This is a genomic window from Methylobacterium ajmalii, from assembly GCF_036448855.1.
In the GTDB taxonomy this organism is placed as follows: Bacteria; Pseudomonadota; Alphaproteobacteria; order Rhizobiales; family Beijerinckiaceae; genus Methylobacterium; species Methylobacterium ajmalii.
Genome location: NZ_JAZFXT010000053.1, coordinates 1 through 15938, shown reverse-complemented (window position 1 = coordinate 15938; position 15938 = coordinate 1). Strand labels below are relative to the sequence as shown.

14 protein-coding genes are annotated in these 15938 nt (G+C 72.6%); 5 read left to right on the top strand and 9 right to left on the bottom strand.

What is annotated here, in order from left to right:
- Positions 1-92 precede the first annotated feature (92 nt).
- From V3T34_RS21780 to V3T34_RS21765, 4 genes are all read right to left on the bottom strand, one after another.
- Positions 93-1121, bottom strand: coding sequence for an aldo/keto reductase (locus tag V3T34_RS21780; protein ID WP_305077348.1), 1029 nt, complete (start codon positions 1119-1121; stop codon positions 93-95).
- 132 nt (positions 1122-1253) lie between these two features.
- Positions 1254-2399: a GGDEF domain-containing protein gene (locus V3T34_RS21775; protein ID WP_305077347.1), complete on the bottom strand. Its 1146-nt coding sequence runs from the start codon at positions 2397-2399 to the stop codon at positions 1254-1256.
- A gap of 126 nt (positions 2400-2525) precedes the next feature.
- Positions 2526-4253: a heparinase II/III family protein gene (locus V3T34_RS21770; RefSeq protein WP_305077346.1), complete on the bottom strand. Its 1728-nt coding sequence runs from the start codon at positions 4251-4253 to the stop codon at positions 2526-2528.
- Positions 4254-4383: 130 nt separating this feature from the next.
- Positions 4384-5727 (bottom strand): RsmB/NOP family class I SAM-dependent RNA methyltransferase, encoded by a 1344-nt coding sequence (locus V3T34_RS21765; protein ID WP_305077345.1) that lies wholly within the window; start codon positions 5725-5727, stop codon positions 4384-4386.
- A 154-nt stretch (positions 5728-5881) separates the two neighbouring features.
- On the opposite strand from V3T34_RS21765, the gene V3T34_RS21760 reads away from it, so the two are divergent.
- From V3T34_RS21760 to V3T34_RS21750, 3 genes are all read left to right on the top strand, one after another.
- Positions 5882-6115 carry a DUF1674 domain-containing protein gene (locus tag V3T34_RS21760; RefSeq protein WP_060849893.1) on the top strand — a complete coding sequence of 78 codons (234 nt, stop codon included), beginning with the start codon at positions 5882-5884 and terminating at the stop codon, positions 6113-6115.
- A gap of 27 nt (positions 6116-6142) precedes the next feature.
- On the top strand, positions 6143-6517 hold the full coding sequence (locus V3T34_RS21755) for a PH domain-containing protein (RefSeq protein WP_305077344.1): 375 nt from the start codon (positions 6143-6145) through the stop codon (positions 6515-6517).
- Positions 6518-6589: 72 nt separating this feature from the next.
- Positions 6590-6907: a cupin domain-containing protein gene (locus V3T34_RS21750; protein ID WP_305077343.1), complete on the top strand. Its 318-nt coding sequence runs from the start codon at positions 6590-6592 to the stop codon at positions 6905-6907.
- A gap of 576 nt (positions 6908-7483) precedes the next feature.
- Here V3T34_RS21750 and V3T34_RS21745 read toward each other — a convergent pair.
- Entirely contained in the window at positions 7484-8113 is a 630-nt protein-coding gene (locus V3T34_RS21745) for a 2-hydroxychromene-2-carboxylate isomerase (RefSeq protein WP_305077342.1), read from the bottom strand.
- 25 nt (positions 8114-8138) lie between these two features.
- Between V3T34_RS21745 and V3T34_RS21740 the strand changes: the two genes are divergently transcribed.
- Entirely contained in the window at positions 8139-9590 is a 1452-nt protein-coding gene (locus tag V3T34_RS21740; RefSeq protein ID WP_305077341.1) for an NAD(P)-binding domain-containing protein, read from the top strand.
- Between the two features lie 19 nt (positions 9591-9609).
- Here V3T34_RS21740 and V3T34_RS21735 read toward each other — a convergent pair whose 3' ends face one another.
- The gene (locus V3T34_RS21735; RefSeq protein ID WP_305077404.1) at positions 9610-10965 is read right to left on the bottom strand and encodes an NAD(P)/FAD-dependent oxidoreductase; all 1356 of its coding nucleotides are present in this window, start codon (positions 10963-10965) and stop codon (positions 9610-9612) included.
- Positions 10966-11340: 375 nt separating this feature from the next.
- Between V3T34_RS21735 and cysK the strand changes: the two genes are divergently transcribed.
- Positions 11341-12321, top strand: a complete 981-nt coding sequence (gene cysK / locus V3T34_RS21730; protein WP_060849889.1) for a cysteine synthase A — start codon at positions 11341-11343, stop codon at positions 12319-12321.
- Positions 12322-12372: 51 nt separating this feature from the next.
- On the opposite strand, the gene V3T34_RS21725 is transcribed toward cysK, so the two are convergent.
- From V3T34_RS21725 to V3T34_RS21715, 3 genes are all read right to left on the bottom strand, one after another.
- Positions 12373-12672 (bottom strand): hypothetical protein, encoded by a 300-nt coding sequence (locus V3T34_RS21725; protein WP_060849888.1) that lies wholly within the window; start codon positions 12670-12672, stop codon positions 12373-12375.
- Positions 12673-13003: 331 nt separating this feature from the next.
- Complete coding sequence (locus V3T34_RS21720; RefSeq protein WP_060849887.1) at positions 13004-14386, bottom strand: GGDEF domain-containing protein; 1383 nt, start codon at positions 14384-14386, stop codon at positions 13004-13006.
- A gap of 307 nt (positions 14387-14693) precedes the next feature.
- The gene (locus V3T34_RS21715; RefSeq protein WP_305077339.1) at positions 14694-15623 is read right to left on the bottom strand and encodes an AEC family transporter; all 930 of its coding nucleotides are present in this window, start codon (positions 15621-15623) and stop codon (positions 14694-14696) included.
- Positions 15624-15938 lie beyond the last annotated feature (315 nt).

The following is a 15938-nucleotide window of genomic DNA, read 5'->3' as shown; positions in this document are numbered from 1 at the left end:
GTCGATCGGGTTACTCTACTTCAGGCTGCGCGGCCGCGCGACGGACGGGGCCGGCCACCCACCCCTATCTCCAGGCCGATCTCTCCGGGAAACTACCAGGTCGTCGGCTTCGGGTTGCGCTCGTCGAAGCCCTTCTGGTGCCAGTACGGGTAGATCGGGGTCTCGTGGCTCGCCGCGTCGAGGCGGGCGATCTGGGCCGGGTCGAGGCTCCAGCCGACGGCGCCGAGATTCTGCTTCAGCTGCTCCTCGTTGCGGGCGCCGATCACGATGTTGGCGACCGTCGGGCGCGAGAGGAGCCAGTTGAGCGCCACCTGCGCCACGCTGCGCCCGGTCTCGGCGGCGAGTTCGTCGAGGACGTCGACGATCCGGAACAGCGCCTCGTCGGAGACCGGCGGTCCGCCCTCGGCCCCGCCTGCCGCGATGCGCCCGCTGGTATTGGCGCCGCGACGGATCTTGCCGGTGAGGCGGCCCCAGCCGAGCGGGCTCCAGACCATCAGGGCGACGCCCTGATCGAGGCCGAGCGGCATCAGCTCCCACTCGTAGTGGCGGCCGACCAGCGAGTAGTAGCCCTGGTAGGCGACATAGCGGGCGAGCCCGTAGCGCTCGGAGGTGCCGAGCGCCTTCATCAGCTGCCAGCCGGAGAAGTTGGAGGCGCCGATATAGCCGATCTTGCCGGCGCGGACGAGGTCGTCGAGGGCCCGCAGGGTCTCGTCGACGGGGGTGAGCGCGTCGAAGCCGTGCATGAAGTAGACGTCGATGTGGTCGGTGCCGAGGCGCTTCAGGCTCGCCTCGCAGGCACGCACCAGATGATAGCGCGACGACCCCTTGTCGTTCGGGCCCTCGCCCATCGGGAAGGTCGCCTTGGTGGAGATCAGCGCCCGGTCGCGCTTGCCCTTCAGCGCCTGGCCCAGGATCTCCTCGGAGGCCCCCTGCGAGTAGATGTCGGCGGTGTCGAAGAAGTTGACGCCGGCATCCAGGCAGAGATCGACCATCCGGCTCGCCTCGGCGACGTCGGTCCGGCCCCAGCGCTGGAAGAACTCGTTGCTGCCCCCGAAGGTGCCGGTGCCGAGGCTCAGGACCGGGACCTTGAGGCCGGAGCGTCCGAATTGACGATAGTCCATGGAGGAAGCCCTCGTCCGTGGGCCGGGCGATACGCCCGGATGCTCGTGGGATGAGGAGGTGTCTTAGGTCGCGTCCAGGCAACGACAAGCCGGGCCGATGGCGGGCGGGGGCGCGGGGGCGTCAGGTCGAGGTCACGCGACCTGACGCAGGCCCGGCCCGGCGATCACCACCCGGTCGCGGCCCTGGGCCTTGGCCTGGTAGAGCGCCCGGTCGGCGAGATCGAGCAGGGTCTCGAAGTCGCCGGCGCCGCGGACGACCCCGACGCTGACCGTGACCGCGAGGTCCGGCACCAGGTCCGGGCGCATCGCCGCCACCGCCTGGCGCACGGTCTCTGCGATCCGGGCCGCTTCCCCGACGGCGACGCCCGGCAGGAGGCAGGCGAATTCCTCGCCGCCGAGGCGCCCGAACGCCGCGTTGCCGGGCAGGACCTGGCGGGCGGCGGCGCAGAAGCCGACCCGCACCGCGTCGCCGACCGCGTGGCCGAAGGTGTCGTTGACCCGCTTGAAGTGGTCGAGGTCGAACAGCAGCAGGGCGGCGGGCCCGGCCGCCAGGATGCGGAGCGCCTGCCCGGAGAGCGCCCGGCGGTTGGCGATGCCGGTGAGCGGGTCGGTCTCGGCGGCGCGGCGCTGCTCGGCCTCGAGCCGCTCCTTGGCGAGCGCCATGAACAGGACCGCGACCGCCACGGTGTAGAGCAGGGCGACGAAGCACAGGGCCGCGACCCAGAACGGATCGGTCGGGGTGCCGACCGGCGGCACCGGCAGGACCAGGGTGGCGGGAATCCGCGCCCAGGACAGCAACGCCTCGCTGGCGAGCAGGATCGCCGCCGGCGCCCGCGAGGGCAGCCGCTCGCCGCGGTGGTGCCACAGGGTGCGGGCGGCGAGCGCGCAGTACAGCCCCGCCACCGCCGAGGCGAGGATCACCCGCGCGCCGAGCGAGGCGTAGAACGGCGGCACCAGGCAGGCGGCGAGCCACAGCACGGCACCGGCGCCGGTCTGCCGAGCGGTGACGCGGCGGCCCTCGAACGAGCGGGCGCCGGCCCAGATCAGCCCGAAGGCGAGCAGCATCGCGGCGTTGGCAAAGCCGATCGAGAGCCAGTCCGGAACGTGGCCGCGCAGGCCGAACAGCGCGACCGCGCCGGCGCCGACGATCTGGGCGGCGCCCAGGAACCCGAGGGCCCGGGTCTGCCGGGACTGCGACCAGGACAGGAGATAGAGGCCGCCCATCACGACCATCACGAAGATGGTCACGGTCACCAGGGTCGGCGCGTCCAGCTTCATCCCGTCTGCGCCCCGCCCGACCTCGATTCTGGCGACCTTATCATGGCCGTGCGTCCGGTTGTTGCCGATTCGGCCGGTACAACCCCCAAACGGGGGATGACGGGTGCTTTTTTCCTAACGGCGGGCCTAGCCGGCGAGGCGGCGGAAGCGCCAGGCGACCCGGGTGCCGTCGCCGACCGTCAGGTGGAGGACGATCTGCTCGGTGCGACGGGCGCCGTTGAAGGCGGCGAAGAACACGCTCTCCTCGATCACCGGGTCGATCTCGTCGGCCTCGAACAGCCAGGGCGCACCGGCCCCGGCGAGGCGCACGCCGCGCCCGACCCGGCTCGCCCGCACGCTCGGGTGGAGGTGGAAGCGGATCGCGGCCTCGACCGGCTCGCGCCGGCCCTTGCCCTCGTGCGGACCGGTGGCGCGCACGAAGCCGTCATGGCCCTCCAGCAGGGCGCCGTCGGGGTGGAGGCGCCAGCGCCGCTCGTGCAGCAGGCCGAGCACCGGGGCGTAGCCGTCGTGCCGGGCGGCGAGCACGTCGACGCCCGCCGCATCGGTGCCGCGCTCGACCGCGACCTCGGCCGGTCCGCGCACGACGATCGATCCCATCCGGGCCTTGAGCCAGGCGGCCAGGGGATGGATCAGCCCGGCCTGCTTCACGCCGAGGAAGCGGCAGGACGAGCTGTCGGCGAGGCAGGCGGTGGAATGGGCGGCGGTGGTGCGGGAAAGCGCGCGCAGCTCCTCGCCGGTCGCCGGCATGCCGCAATTCACCACCAGCCGCTGCGGGCCGCACGACAATTCGAACGACAGGCAGCCGGCGCCCGCCCGGGCCGAGAAGGCCGGCGGCGGGGCGGGCCCGACATCGGCGACGACGAGGGTGCCGCCCCCGCCCTCGAGGCGGGCATAGCCCGAATGGGGCGCGTGCATCAGCGGCCGGGCGAGCGCCCCGTCGTAGATCAGCAGTGTTGCGAGCTGGTCGGCGGCGGTCGCCCCCATGCCGTTGTGGTGGCCGAGCGAGGCGTCGCCGTGGCGCAGGAGCCGCAGGAGCGGCAGCATCCGGTCGACGGCGTTGAGCAGGGCCTCCGGGGGGGCGATGTCGCGGCTCAGGAAGCTCTGGCGCAGCGGCAGCAGGTCGAGGAGCAGGTCCTTGGCAAAGCCCGGATCGCGGCTGCGGTGGCCGCCGTCGGGCAGGATCTGGCGGGTCAGCTCGCGGTGGAGGAGCCGGGTGCCCCGGCGCAGCACCGGATCGAACCCCTCGCAGCACAGGCCCGCATAGGCGAGCGCCACCGCGGCGAGCAGCCGGTCGCCCGGCAGGATGCCGCGGCGCAGCGCCCGGTCGAGGGCGTGGGTGCAGCGCCCGATCTGGCGCAGGAACGCCTGGTAGAAGGCATGGTCGGCGCCCTCCAGCACCAGGGGCGACTGGCTCAGAAGCGAGATCAGGCGGCGCGCCACCACCGCCGGGCGCTCGGCGAGATCCCGGTCGCCGCGGCCGGCCATGAAGTCCTGCACGAAGGCCCGGGCGTTGGCACGCGAGAGCGCGCTCTCGGCGGCGCGCAGGTGGCGCAGCCAGCCGAAGCCGTAGAGCTGCTCGCCCCATTCCGCGGAGGGCGGCGCGAAATCGAACGGCGAGCGTCCGCCGGTGGCGAGCGCCCGGCCAGCGAACACGAACAGGCCGGCATAGATGTCCGCCGCGATGGTGGCGTCGCTGGTGCGCAGGTCCTGCGGCGCGATGACGAGGCCGGTCGGACGCAGGCGCGTCAGCGCCGAGGGCCGCGAGGTCGCGCGGGCCGCGACGCGGCGCAGCGAGCGGCCGGCCGCGCGCCCGACGAGCCGGTAGAACCGCCAGCGGTCAGGCCCCCAACCCACGCCACCTCCTGCCCGGCCGCCGCCCCGCGGCGCCGTCCCCCGTCAAGGAATGGTCAAGGATCATCGTGGGGTCAAACCGCCGAGTGGCGCCGTGAACAGGGATTCCGGTCGGGCCGCCGCGTTCCGGCCCTCACGCGTCCCGGCGCTCCAGGCGGACGGCGTAGAATCCGTCGAGTCCGCCGCGGCTCCCGGCCCCCTCGCCGGGCCAGTGCGAGGGCAGCGTGCGCAGGTCGCCGGCCGCGGTGATGAAGGCGGGATCGCCCGCCTCCTCGGCGGTGATCGGGCGGCGCACGAAGGCGGGGTTGCGCTTCAGGAACGCCTCGGCCTGGGCCTCGCCCTCCTCCGGCTCCAGCGAGCAGGTGCAGTAGACGAGGCGCCCGCCCGGGCGGACGAGCCGCGCCGCCTTGTCGAGGAGCCGGCGCTGGAGCGCGACGAGGCGCAGGAGGTCGTCCTCGCGCTTGCCCCAGGCGACGTCGGGGTGGCGGCGCAGGGTGCCGGTGGCGCTGCAGGGCGCGTCGAGCAGCACCGCGTCGAACAGCCGGGCCTCCGACAGCGTCAGGGCGTCGGCGGCCAGCACCTCCGCGGTCAGGCCGAGGCGGGCGAGGTTTTCGTTGAGGCGGCGCAGGCGCGCGGCCGAGCGGTCGACCGCCAGCACCTCGGCGCCCGCCGCGGCGAGCTGGGCGGTCTTGCCGCCGGGCGCGGCGCACAGATCGGCGACCTGCTCGCCCGGCCGCACGCCGAGGAGGTGGGCCGGCAGGGCCGCGGCGGCGTCCTGGACCCAGAAGGCGCCCTCGGCAAAGCCCGGGAGGTCCGGCACCGGCGTGCGGGCGTCGTCGAGGCGCAGGCTGCCGGCGCCGGGCAGGCGCTGCCCGACGAGCCCCTCGGGCACCGGCACGCCCGGGCGCAGGGTGAGGTCGAGTCCGGCCCCGCGGGCGTTGGCCGCCGCGATGGCGCGGGCCGTCTCCTCGCCGTAGGCCGCGACCCAGCGCCTCGCCAGCCAGGCCGGGGTGTTGAGGGCCAGGGGCTCGGCGTCGCCCTCCTGGCGGATCGTGTCGCGCTCGCGGGCGATCCGGCGCAGCACCGCGTTGGCGAGGCCGGCGAGGTGCTGGAGGCCGGGCTCCGACTTCGCCAAGCGGACCGAGAGGTCGACGGCGGCGTGGTCCTGGACGTTGAGGTAGAGGATCTGCGCCGCGCCGGTGGCGAGGAGGGCGACGAGGCCCGGCTGGTCCTCGGGCAGGCCCTTGGCCAGTCGCGCGTGCAGGGCGTGGCGGATCACCCCGAGATGCCGGAACGTCGTCGCCGCGATGGCGCGGGCGAGCCCCGCATCCTGGGGCGGCAGGGCGGCGCGCTGGGTCGCCGGCTCGATCGCGTCCTCGAGCGCGGTGCCGCGGTTCTTGCCGATGAGGTCCGCCACGGTCTCCCAGGCGAGGCGCCGCGCCGGCAAGCCGGCGACCGCGTTGTCAAATCCGTCCATCCCCACTCCACCCGTGCCGGGGCGGATCGTCGCCCGCGCCCCGACCTTGACGCTGCCCGCCGCGCCCTCCACCTCGGAGGGATCGCGCGGCCTTTCGGCCGGGGTGGCATCCGGCCGCCCGAGATGCAAGCGCCGCGACACGAGAGACCGACCGATGAGCGAGAGCGACGCCCCTTCCCCCGAGCCGGTCGCGAGCGGGCCCGAGGCCCCGTCCCGGGTGCTGTCGCCCGCCGCGCAGCGCGCCCTGGCGGAGGCCGAGGCGCGCCGTGCCGCGATCGACGCCCACGCCGCCGAGATCCGGAGCGAGCGCGAGATCAACGGGCGCGGCGGCCTGGAGCCGGTGCGCTACGACGACTGGGAGGTGAAGGGCCTGGCGTCGGACTTCTGACCCGATTTCATTCGAAGAGACGCGACGATGGGCTTGCTCGACGGCCTGCTCGGCCACGGAAGCGACGCGGCGCCGGAGGCGGTGGCGCAGGAACTCGACGGGATGCTCGTCACGGGCGAGACCGTGCAGGTCGCCTTCCGGGTGATCCGGGACCTGATGGTCTTCACCGACCGGCGGATGATCCTGGTCGACAAGCAGGGCGTGACCGGCCGCAAGGTCTCCTACCTCACCGTGCCCTACCGGGCGATCACCTCGTTCTCGATCGAGAATGCCGGCAGCTTCGACATGGATTCGGAGCTGACGATCTGGGTCTCGGGCCGGCCCGAGCCGATCGCCCGCACCCTCAAGCGCGGCGCCGACATCCGCGGCATCCAGCGGGCGATCGCCGCGACCCTGCGCTGACCCATGCGAGGCGGGAACGCCGTCCCTCCGCTTCCGTTGGGGTCGCGAGACGTCCCCGACAGGAGCAGGATCATGAGCGACACGACGATCGACAAGGTGTCCGGCGCGCAGGCGCCGCAGGGGCCGGACGGCCAGCGTCACCTCGCCGCCGGCAAGCAGGTCGCGATGCGGATGTGGGTCGACGAGGCGCCGACCGACGACAAGCCGAGCGCGGCGCGCCCCTACGAGACCGTCGGCTACGTGATTTCGGGCCGCGCCGAGCTGGTGGTCGAGGGCCGGACCGTGCGGCTGGAGCCCGGCGATTCCTGGCTGGTGCCGGCGGGCGCCGAGCACACCTACCGCATCCTCGAGCGCTTCACCGCCATCGAGGCGACCTCGCCGCCCGCGTAGCGCACGGGCGCGGCGGCCCGCGAGAGGCGGCGGGTCCGGGCGTCCCGGATACGGGCCGTCGAGGGGACATGCACGCGGAGATCGCCGCCATCCGGGCTGCCCTGCCGGAACTCTGGACGCAACGCTCACAAGCAGGGCGGCACCCCTCGCTGAACCAGAGCATTTTCCGACGAAGCGGAAATCGGTTCGTCGCAGAGAATTCGACGAAACAATGACTTGGAGAGCTTCGCGATCGCAATGCGATCGTGAAGTGCTCTGACATCCCAGGCGTCACTGCCGTGTATCGTGCGCGCTGCATCAGGCGCCGCTCGATGCGCTTGATTTCGCCGCATCATCTGCGACGAACCGGCATCCACCTCGCCGGAGAAGGCGCTAGAGCGCTTCACGATCGCGCTGCAATCGCGAAGCTCTCTAGGCTATTGATCTTGCCGCATTTTCTGCGACAAACCGGTATCCACTTCATCGGAAAATGCTCTAAGCAGACTTGCGTTAGCAGGCCAACGCTTCGCCCGCTCAGGTTCTTGTTTTGTCGCAGATTTTCGTCGCCGAACCGGCAACCGCTTCGGCGAAATCTGCTTAGTTCCTGGCCGCCGCGCGCCGCGCCAGCGCCCGGTCGAGGAAGCCGAGCCGGTCCTGGCCCCAGAACAATTCGCCGTCGAGCACGAGGGTCGGCGAGCCGAACACGCCGAGCGCCTCGGCTTCCTCGCCGTTGCGGCGGTACTGGGCCTGCACGGCCTCGCTGCCCTCGGCGGCCACCAGCGCGGCGCCGTCGTAGCCGTTCTCGTCGGCGATGGCCCGGCGCACCGCCGGGTCGGCGATGTCGCGCTCCTCGGCCCACAGCGCGCGCAGGATGGCGTGGGAGAGCGGAAAGGCGTCGAGCCCGGCGGTCTGCGCGGCGATGACCGTCCAGCCGGCATGCTTGTTCCAGTTCGGCGCCGGGTTCTGCATCGGGTAGTGGCGCGGCGTCACGTTGAGGGGCAGGCCGAGATAGTCGCGCCAGCGGGCGAGCTCGACGGCATGATAATCGCGTCGCGGCTGCGGCCGGGTCCGGATCGGTACGCCGCCGGTCTTGGGCACCACCTCCTGGAAGTCGAAGGGCTTGAGCACCAGCCGGGCGCGGTGGCGGCGCACGATGTCCTGGAGCCGCGGCCCGCCGAGATAGGCCCAGGGCGAGGACAGGCTGTAGAAGCAGGACAGATCGGGCATCGGGACCTCCAGGATTGGCACGGGCATGGATATCGACCAGGACAGCGCGGCCGTGAAGGGACTAACACTCCTCGCCGCCGAGGTACGGCGCGACCTCGCCCGCCTGAATCACCCGCCCGCCCGCTGGACCCTGCCGGTCGATGGACCGGAAGGGCGCCCGGCCCTCGACGTGCTGGTGGTCGGCGCCGGGATGTGCGGCCAGACTGCCGCCTTCGCGCTGCTGCGCGAGGGCGTGTCGAATATCCGGGTGATCGACCAGGCGCCCCGGGGCGCCGAGGGGCCGTGGGGCACGTTCGCACGGATGGAGACCCTGCGCTCGCCCAAGCACCTCACCGGGCCGGATCTCGGCATCCCCTCCCTCACCTTCCGGGCCTGGTGGGAGGCGCAAGCCGGCGAGGCGGGCTGGGCCGACCTCTACAAGATTCCGCGCCTCGACTGGCTGCGCTACCTGTTGTTCGTGCGCGACACCGTCGGCATCCCGGTCGAGAACGACACCCGCCTCCTGCAGCTCTGGCCGGCGGACGGGCTGATCGGGGCGCGGATCGACGGGCCGGCCGGGCCCGAGACCCTGTACGCTCGCAAGGTGGTGCTCGCCGCAGGCCGCGACGGGTCCGGCGGCCGGCGGATGCCGTCCTTCGCCACCGGCGGCGAGGGCCGCCTGTTCCATTCCTCCGACCCGATCGACTTCTCCCGCTTCCGCGGCGGCCGGGTCGCGGTGCTGGGCGCCTCGGCCTCGGCGATCGACAACGCCGCGACGGCGCTGGAAGCCGGGGCCGCCGAGGTGACGCTGTTCGTGCGCCGCTCGCGGTTTCCCCAGGTCAACAAGTCGAAATGGGCCGCCTTCCCGGGCTTCCTGCGCGGCTACGCCGCCCTCGACGACGCCCGGCGCTGGGCCTTCACCACCTACCTGATGGGCGAGGGCACGCCGCCGCCGCACGAATCGGTGCTGCGCTGCACCCGCCACCCGAACTTCGCGGTGCGGTTCGGCGAGGGCTGGACCGGAATCGAGGAGGCGCCCGACGGTCTCGTGATCGAGACGGGCCAAGGCCGCTACCCGGTCGAGGCTGCCGTGGTGGCGGTGGGCTTCGACATCGACCTGACGCGGCGCCCGGAGCTCGACCGCTTCCGCGACGCGGTGCTGACCTGGGGCGATCGCGTCCCGGCCGCCGAGGCCGAGGCGCACCCGGAAGCCGCCCGCTTCCCCTATCTCGGCGACGGGATGCAGATGCTGGAGCGGGTGCCCGGCCGGTTGCCGGAACTCGGCCTGCTGCACGTCTTCAACTGGGGCGTCAGCCTCAGCCACGGCGCGCTCGCCGGCGACATCCCGGGCCTCGGCATCGGGGCGACGCGCCTCGCCCAGGCGCTGGTGCGCGACCTCTTCGTGTCGCAGGCCGATGCCCACTTCCCCCGCATGATGGCGCACGAGGATGCGGAGCTGGAGCCGACGCCGTTCTTCGTCGCCCGGGGGGCGCGGTGAGGCGCCCTCCCCGCTCCGGTCAGGGCAGCGGCGCCTTCGCCGGGGGCTTGCCGCTGATCAGCGCCATCGTGGCCTCGTCGCGCTCGGAGATCAGCCGGGCGCCGCGCTGGAAGCTGACATAGGCCCACAGCCAGCGCAGGGTGACGACGAGCCGGTTGTGGAAGCCGACCAGCAGGTAGACGTGGGCGACGCCCCAGACCAGCCAGGCGGGGAAGCCCTTCAACTTGACGTGGTCCCACTGCACCACGCCGGCATTGCGCCCGATGATCGCGAGGTTGCCGCGGCTGCGGAAGCGGAACGGCTGTGGCGCCCGGCCGTGCAGGATGCGGTCGCGCAGCGCGCGGCCGAGATAGCGGCCCTGCTGGTCGGCGACCTGGGCGAGGCCCGGCAGGGGCGTGCCGTCCTCGGCCTTGGCCTGGGCGAGGTCGCCGAGCGCGTAGACGCCCGGGCGGCCGATCACCGCGAGGTCCGGCCCGACCGGGACGTGGCCCTGGCGCGTCGTCTCGACCCCGAGCCAAGCGCCGGCGGGCGAGGCGCGCACGCCCGCGCCCCAGACCACCGTGGCGGCCGGGATCAGCCGGCCCTGGACGGTGATGCCGGCCTCCGACACGTCCTCGACCGCGTGGTCGGTCAGCACCGTGACGCCGAGTCGCTCGAGCGCTTGGCGGCTGTAGGCGGAGAGGTCCTCCGAGAAGGTGCCGAGGATCCGGGGTGCCGCCTCGATCAGGAGGATGCGGGCCCGCTTCGGGTCGATGCGGCGGAAATCCTGCGACAGGGCGTGGTGGGCGAGCCCCGCGATGGCGCCGGCCATCTCCACCCCGGTCGGCCCGCCGCCGATCACCGCGAAGGTCAGCAGCCGCTCGCGGGCGGCCGGGTCGTCCTCGCGCTCGGCCGCCTCGAAGGCGAGCAGCACCCGGGCCCGGATCCGGCGGGCGTCGTCGAGGGTCTTGAGGCCCGGCGCGTAGCGCTCCCATTCGGGGTGGCCGAAATAGCTGTGGGTGGCTCCCGTCGCCAGGACCAGCGTGTCGTAGGGAATGCGGGTGCCGTCGCGCAGGATCGCGGCGCGGCCTCCCACGTCGATGCCTTCGACCTCGCCCATCAGCACGCGGACGTTGCGGTCCCGGCGCAGGATCGCCCGGATCGGCTCGGCGATCTCGCCCGGCGCGATGACCGCGGTGGCGACCTGGTAGAGCAGCGGCTGGAAGAGGTGGTGGTTGCGCCGGTCGATGAGGGTGACCTCGATGCCCTCCGCGTTGCCGAGGCCGCGCGCCGTGGTGAGCCCGCCGAAGCCTCCGCCGACGATCACCACCCGGTGCGCGCCGGAGGACGGCACGCGCAGGCCCGCCGGATCGGCGCCCGGAACCTCGACGGGCATAGGATCGCGGGCGGAGGGGTTCGGGATCTCGGTCATGCAGTCTCTCTGGCCTCGGGGATCCGGGTGGCGGGCTTGCGCCCTCGGCGACGCCCTGCTGCGGGAATTACGAGCGGGGCGCCGCGGGGAACCTTGCCGGGGCGCCTCCCTCACCCAAGGTTACCAGACCACAGCCCGGGGAGTACCCCCCGCGATGGCGGAGACGGCAGGTCGATCCGTCGGGATCGGCGGGGTTGCGATCGCCGGGCGGGCGGGGCGGACCATCCGTCGGACGCCTAATCTACAGATATAAACTGTATAAATCAGCTTACCTCGACGGCCCGCCGGATTTAGGCTACCCGTGCGGCGGAGCACGAGTCCCCAAGGGAGAGACATCGCATGGCCGACGCCACCGCCACTTCGGAATCCGGCCGCACGATCGGCCACGGCCGGGTCTACGACTCGATCACCGAGACCATCGGCAACACCCCGCTGGTGCGCCTCAACCGCCTCGCCAAGGAGCGCGGGATCGACGCCGAGATCCTGCTGAAGCTCGAGTTCTTCAATCCGATCGCCTCGGTGAAGGACCGCATCGGCGTCAACATGATCGACGCCATGGAGGCCTCGGGCGTGCTGAAGCCCGGCGGGACCCTGGTGGAGCCGACCTCCGGCAATACCGGCATCGCGCTCGCCTTCGTGGCCGCCGCCCGCGGCTACCGGCTGATCCTGGTGATGCCCGAGACGATGTCGCTCGAGCGGCGCAAGATGCTGGCCTATCTCGGGGCCGAGCTGGCGCTGACCCCCGGCCCGCAGGGCATGAAGGGCGCGATCGCCAAGGCCGAGGAACTCCTCAAGGAGATCCCGGGCGCGATCATGCCCCAGCAGTTCAACAACCCGGCCAACCCCGAGATCCACCGCAAGACCACCGCGGAGGAGATCTGGGCCGACACGCATGGCCAGCTCGACGCCTTCGTGGCGGGCGTGGGCACCGGCGGCACCATCACGGGCGTCGGCCAGGTGATCAAGCAGCGCCTGCCGTCTCTGCGCGTCGTCGCGGTCGAGCCGGAGGATTCCCCGGTCCTGTCCGGCGGCCAGCCCGGCCCGCACAAGATCCAGGGTATCGGCGCCGGCTTCGTGCCGGGCGTGCTCGACCGCGGCGTGATCGACGAGGTGGTGACGGTCTCCAACCAGACCGCCTTCGACACCGCCCGCCTGCTCGCCCGGATCGAGGGCATCCCGGGCGGCATCTCCACCGGCGGCAACGTCGCGGCGGCGCTCGAGATCGCGGCCCGGCCCGAGTTCAAGGGCAAGCGCATCGTCACGGTCGCGTGCTCGTTCGCCGAGCGCTACATCTCGTCGGCGCTGTTCGAGGGCCTCTGAGGCACACCGGCGGGGCCCCAGGGCCCCGCCGCATCGGCGAGATCGGGAATCTCAGGCGACGAGTTCGGGCAGCTCGGTCCGGCGCCCCTCCTCGCAGGCGCCGCGGCGAAACAGGGCGGCGCAGCGCGATTCGCGGTGCACGCTCAGGATCGAGGCCCGGTCGATGTCCGGGTTGTCGGCGAGGATGCGGCGCACGTCCTCGACGAGGCGTCCGTAGCGCCCGGCATCGAAGCCGGCCTCCAGCGGGCTGACCGCGATGTAGGCTTCCACCACCAGGACCTTCTCGGCCTTGTCGCGGGAGACCTCCGCGGCGATCCAGGCGGATTTCACGAGGCGGTTCGGGTTGACCATCGGCGTACCTCCGTTCCGGACGGACCGCTCTGCGGCGGCTTCATCCACCCCGAGACTGCGGCAAGACGCGCACGCTGCCAATACCCCGGGCGCCGGAACCGAACGAATGGACGCAACGGCACCATGCACCGTGCACATGGAACGTCGACAAGGTTCGTGCCGCCCGTCATGATTTCGGCGCTGCACATCCCGCATCGCAAAAGAATCCGGCGGGCATTCGGCGCCGGATAGCGGCCGCACATCCCGTCGGAACGACCCCGGACGCGGCGCTGGTCTTTCGGGTGCTCGCTGAACGGAGGGTCGGACGGCCGGGGTTGCGCGAAGTCCGGTCTCAGGCCGCCCCGCGCTCCTTCAGTCCCGTCTCGGACCACAGCGACGCGCTCACCTCCACCCGGTTGCGGCCGTTGCGCTTGCAGCGGTAGAGCGCCGCGTCGGCCCGGCCGACCAGGCTGTCGGTGCTCTCGCCCGGGGCCAGGGTGGCGACCCCGAACGAGCAGGTCCGGGTGCCGGCCTCCGGCAGGGCCGTCCCCTCGACGCGCTGGCGCAGGCGCTCGGCCAGGGCGACCGCCCCGGCCAGGTCGGTGTCGGGGCAGAGCACCATGAACTCCTCGCCGCCCCAGCGGCCGAGGATGTCGGTCGGCCGCACGGCGTCGCGCAGGAGGCCCGCGAAGGCGATCAGGACCTGGTCGCCGACCTTGTGGCCGTGGCGGTCGTTGACCGACTTGAAGTTGTCGATGTCGCCGAGGATCAGCGAGAGCGGCCGCTCCCGGTCCTCGGTCGCCTCCGCCAGGGCCTCGTCGAGCTTGCGCCGGTTGAACAGGCTGGTGAGCAGGTCGGTATGGGCCAGGGCCTCGAGGTCGCGGGTGCGCTCGGCGATGCGGTCCTGCAGCGTCGCGTTCATCTCGCGCAGGTCGCGCATCAGGGCGGCGTTCTCCTCGAACGACCACCGCAGCCGGTCGCGCATGGTGTTGAGCGCGCCGGCGAGCGCGTGCAGCTCGTTGCGCCCCCCCGCCTCGATCACCAGCGGCGGCGCCCCGAGGGAATCGGCGTCCATCCGGGCGAGGTAGTCGCGGATCTGGCCGAGCGGCCGGCCCACCATGGTGCGGATCACCAGGTAGAAGATGAACCAGAGCATGACCGACTTGATCGCCGAGTTGATCAGGATCACGTAGAGCGTGTTCTTGACCTGCTCGATCGCGATGCTGTCGTCGGAATGGACGGTCCAGGAGCCGATCGGATAGTTGCGGCCGTTCTCGTCGGTGTGGACGACCGGGAAGGTGCGGCTGAACGGCGTGCCGAAGGGCCGGGCGGCCAGCTTCGCCTCCTCGTTGCGGCCGACATGCCGGACCGCGCCGGCCTCGTCCGTGAAGGTGCCGGTCGCCTGGACGCGCCGTCCGGTCTCGTCGCGCACCTCGACCCCGACGACCGCCGGGATCTCCTGCATGCCCGCCAGGATGCCGCGCAGCACCTCGGCGTTGTAGCGCCACATCGCGTCCTCGATGCCGGGCGTGAAGGTGCGCTGGAGGGCCGCCACGTCGTCCTGCAGTCGCTGGCTCGCCGCCCGGTAGGCGACCGTCATCTGCACCGCCGTCAGACCGACCGCGACGATCACGTAGCAGCCGAAGATCACCCGCATCAGGCGGCCGGCGAGGGCCCGGTCCCGGGATGAGGGGCCGCCGTCGAGGACCGCACGAATGGAGCGAAGGATCGTCATGCCCTGGACCCGGCTCCGAACAAGATGAGGCAGCAAGAGGGCGGTCGCGGGACGAGCCGCGTCATGCCGGGGACGACGGTTCTTCCCTACCATGTCTTCCTGTGCGAGTCCCGTCCGGCCCGGTCGGACGATACTCGCGTCAGACCTTCAAGATCGAGTTAATCGTACACGAACGACGTCGCCGTCCAATCTCCGTCGAACCCCCGTCCCCAGACCGCGCGACCGGTGCGATGCGGATATGCGCTGCGTCAGGCGCGTGGGCTGGACAGTGGCGACGCCCCGTGATCCCGCGATCGACCCCTGCCGGTCAGGCAAGCCAGGCGACGAGGAGCGAGACGGTCACCACCGAGGCGAGGTGCGAGAGCAGGATCGCCCCGGAGGTCACGCCGGCCTCGAGCCCGTAGAGCTTGGCGAGCGTGAACGGGCCGGAGCCGATCGGCAGCGCGCTGAGCAGCACCGCCGCCCGCGCCCAGAGGTCGGGCACGGCGAAGACCTGGTAGACGAGGAGCGCCGTCACCGCCGGCTGCAGCACCAGCTTGAGGACGACGAGCACGGCCATCGGTCGGATGTCGGAGAGCACCACCCGCTCCTGGGCGAGGAAGAGCCCGATGCAGACGAGGGCGCAGGGCGAGGCCGCGCCCCCGAGGAGCGTGGCGAAGCGCTCGACCGGCCCGGGCACCGGCGTCCCGGTGAGGCCGACCGCGAGCCCCGCGAGGGGCGCGATCAGCAACGGGTTGCGCAGGAGCGCCAGCACGACCTTGCGGGCGGTGCCCGAACCCGCCCCCTTCTGCAGGTCGAGCTCGATCACCACGATCGCGAACAGGAACAGCACGCAGGCGGTGAACAGGGTGGCGATGACCGCGGCCGGCAGGCTCGCCGGCCCGAAGACCAGGAGGCAGAGCGGGATGCCCATGAAGCCGACGTTGCTGTAGCCGGCATCCAGCCCCTCGATGCAGGCCTGGGCCGGGCGCAGGGCGCGCCCGAGCCCGAGCAGGAAGGCGGCCGCGAAGGCCGCCGCGATGCCGCCCGCGAAGGCCGCCGCGAAGCCGATCTGGGCGACCTGGGCGGGGGTGATCTTCGCCATCGCGCCGAACATCAGGGCCGGCAGCGCCAGGTAGATCGCGAAGCGGTTCAGGCTGTCGGCCGCCGCCGGCTCGAACAGGGCGGTGCGCCCGGACAGGAACCCGGCCAGGATCAGGGCGAAGATCGGGAGGGCGGCGTTGAGGACGGCCTGCATCGGGGGGAGCGCCGGGACCGGGCGGGGCGCCGGCGAGAGCCGCTTTGGTGCAGGGGCGCGGCCGGCGCCAGGGCGTGAGCCCTGCGCCGGCCGCGGGGCGAGGTACCGCCGCCGGAGGGCGGCGGGACGCGGGGCCGGCGGGTCGGTCCTTGACCGGTCTCTTGGTTCGACCTTGGATCAGCCCTGGTTGCCGTAGCCGAAGGTGGTGTCGCCCGGGGCCGCGCGGCCCTCGAGCGCGCCGTATTGCAGGTAGTGCAGCATCGGGTCGACCTTCGCCCGCGCCACGTCGCCGTTGGCCGCCAGGTAGGCCGTGGT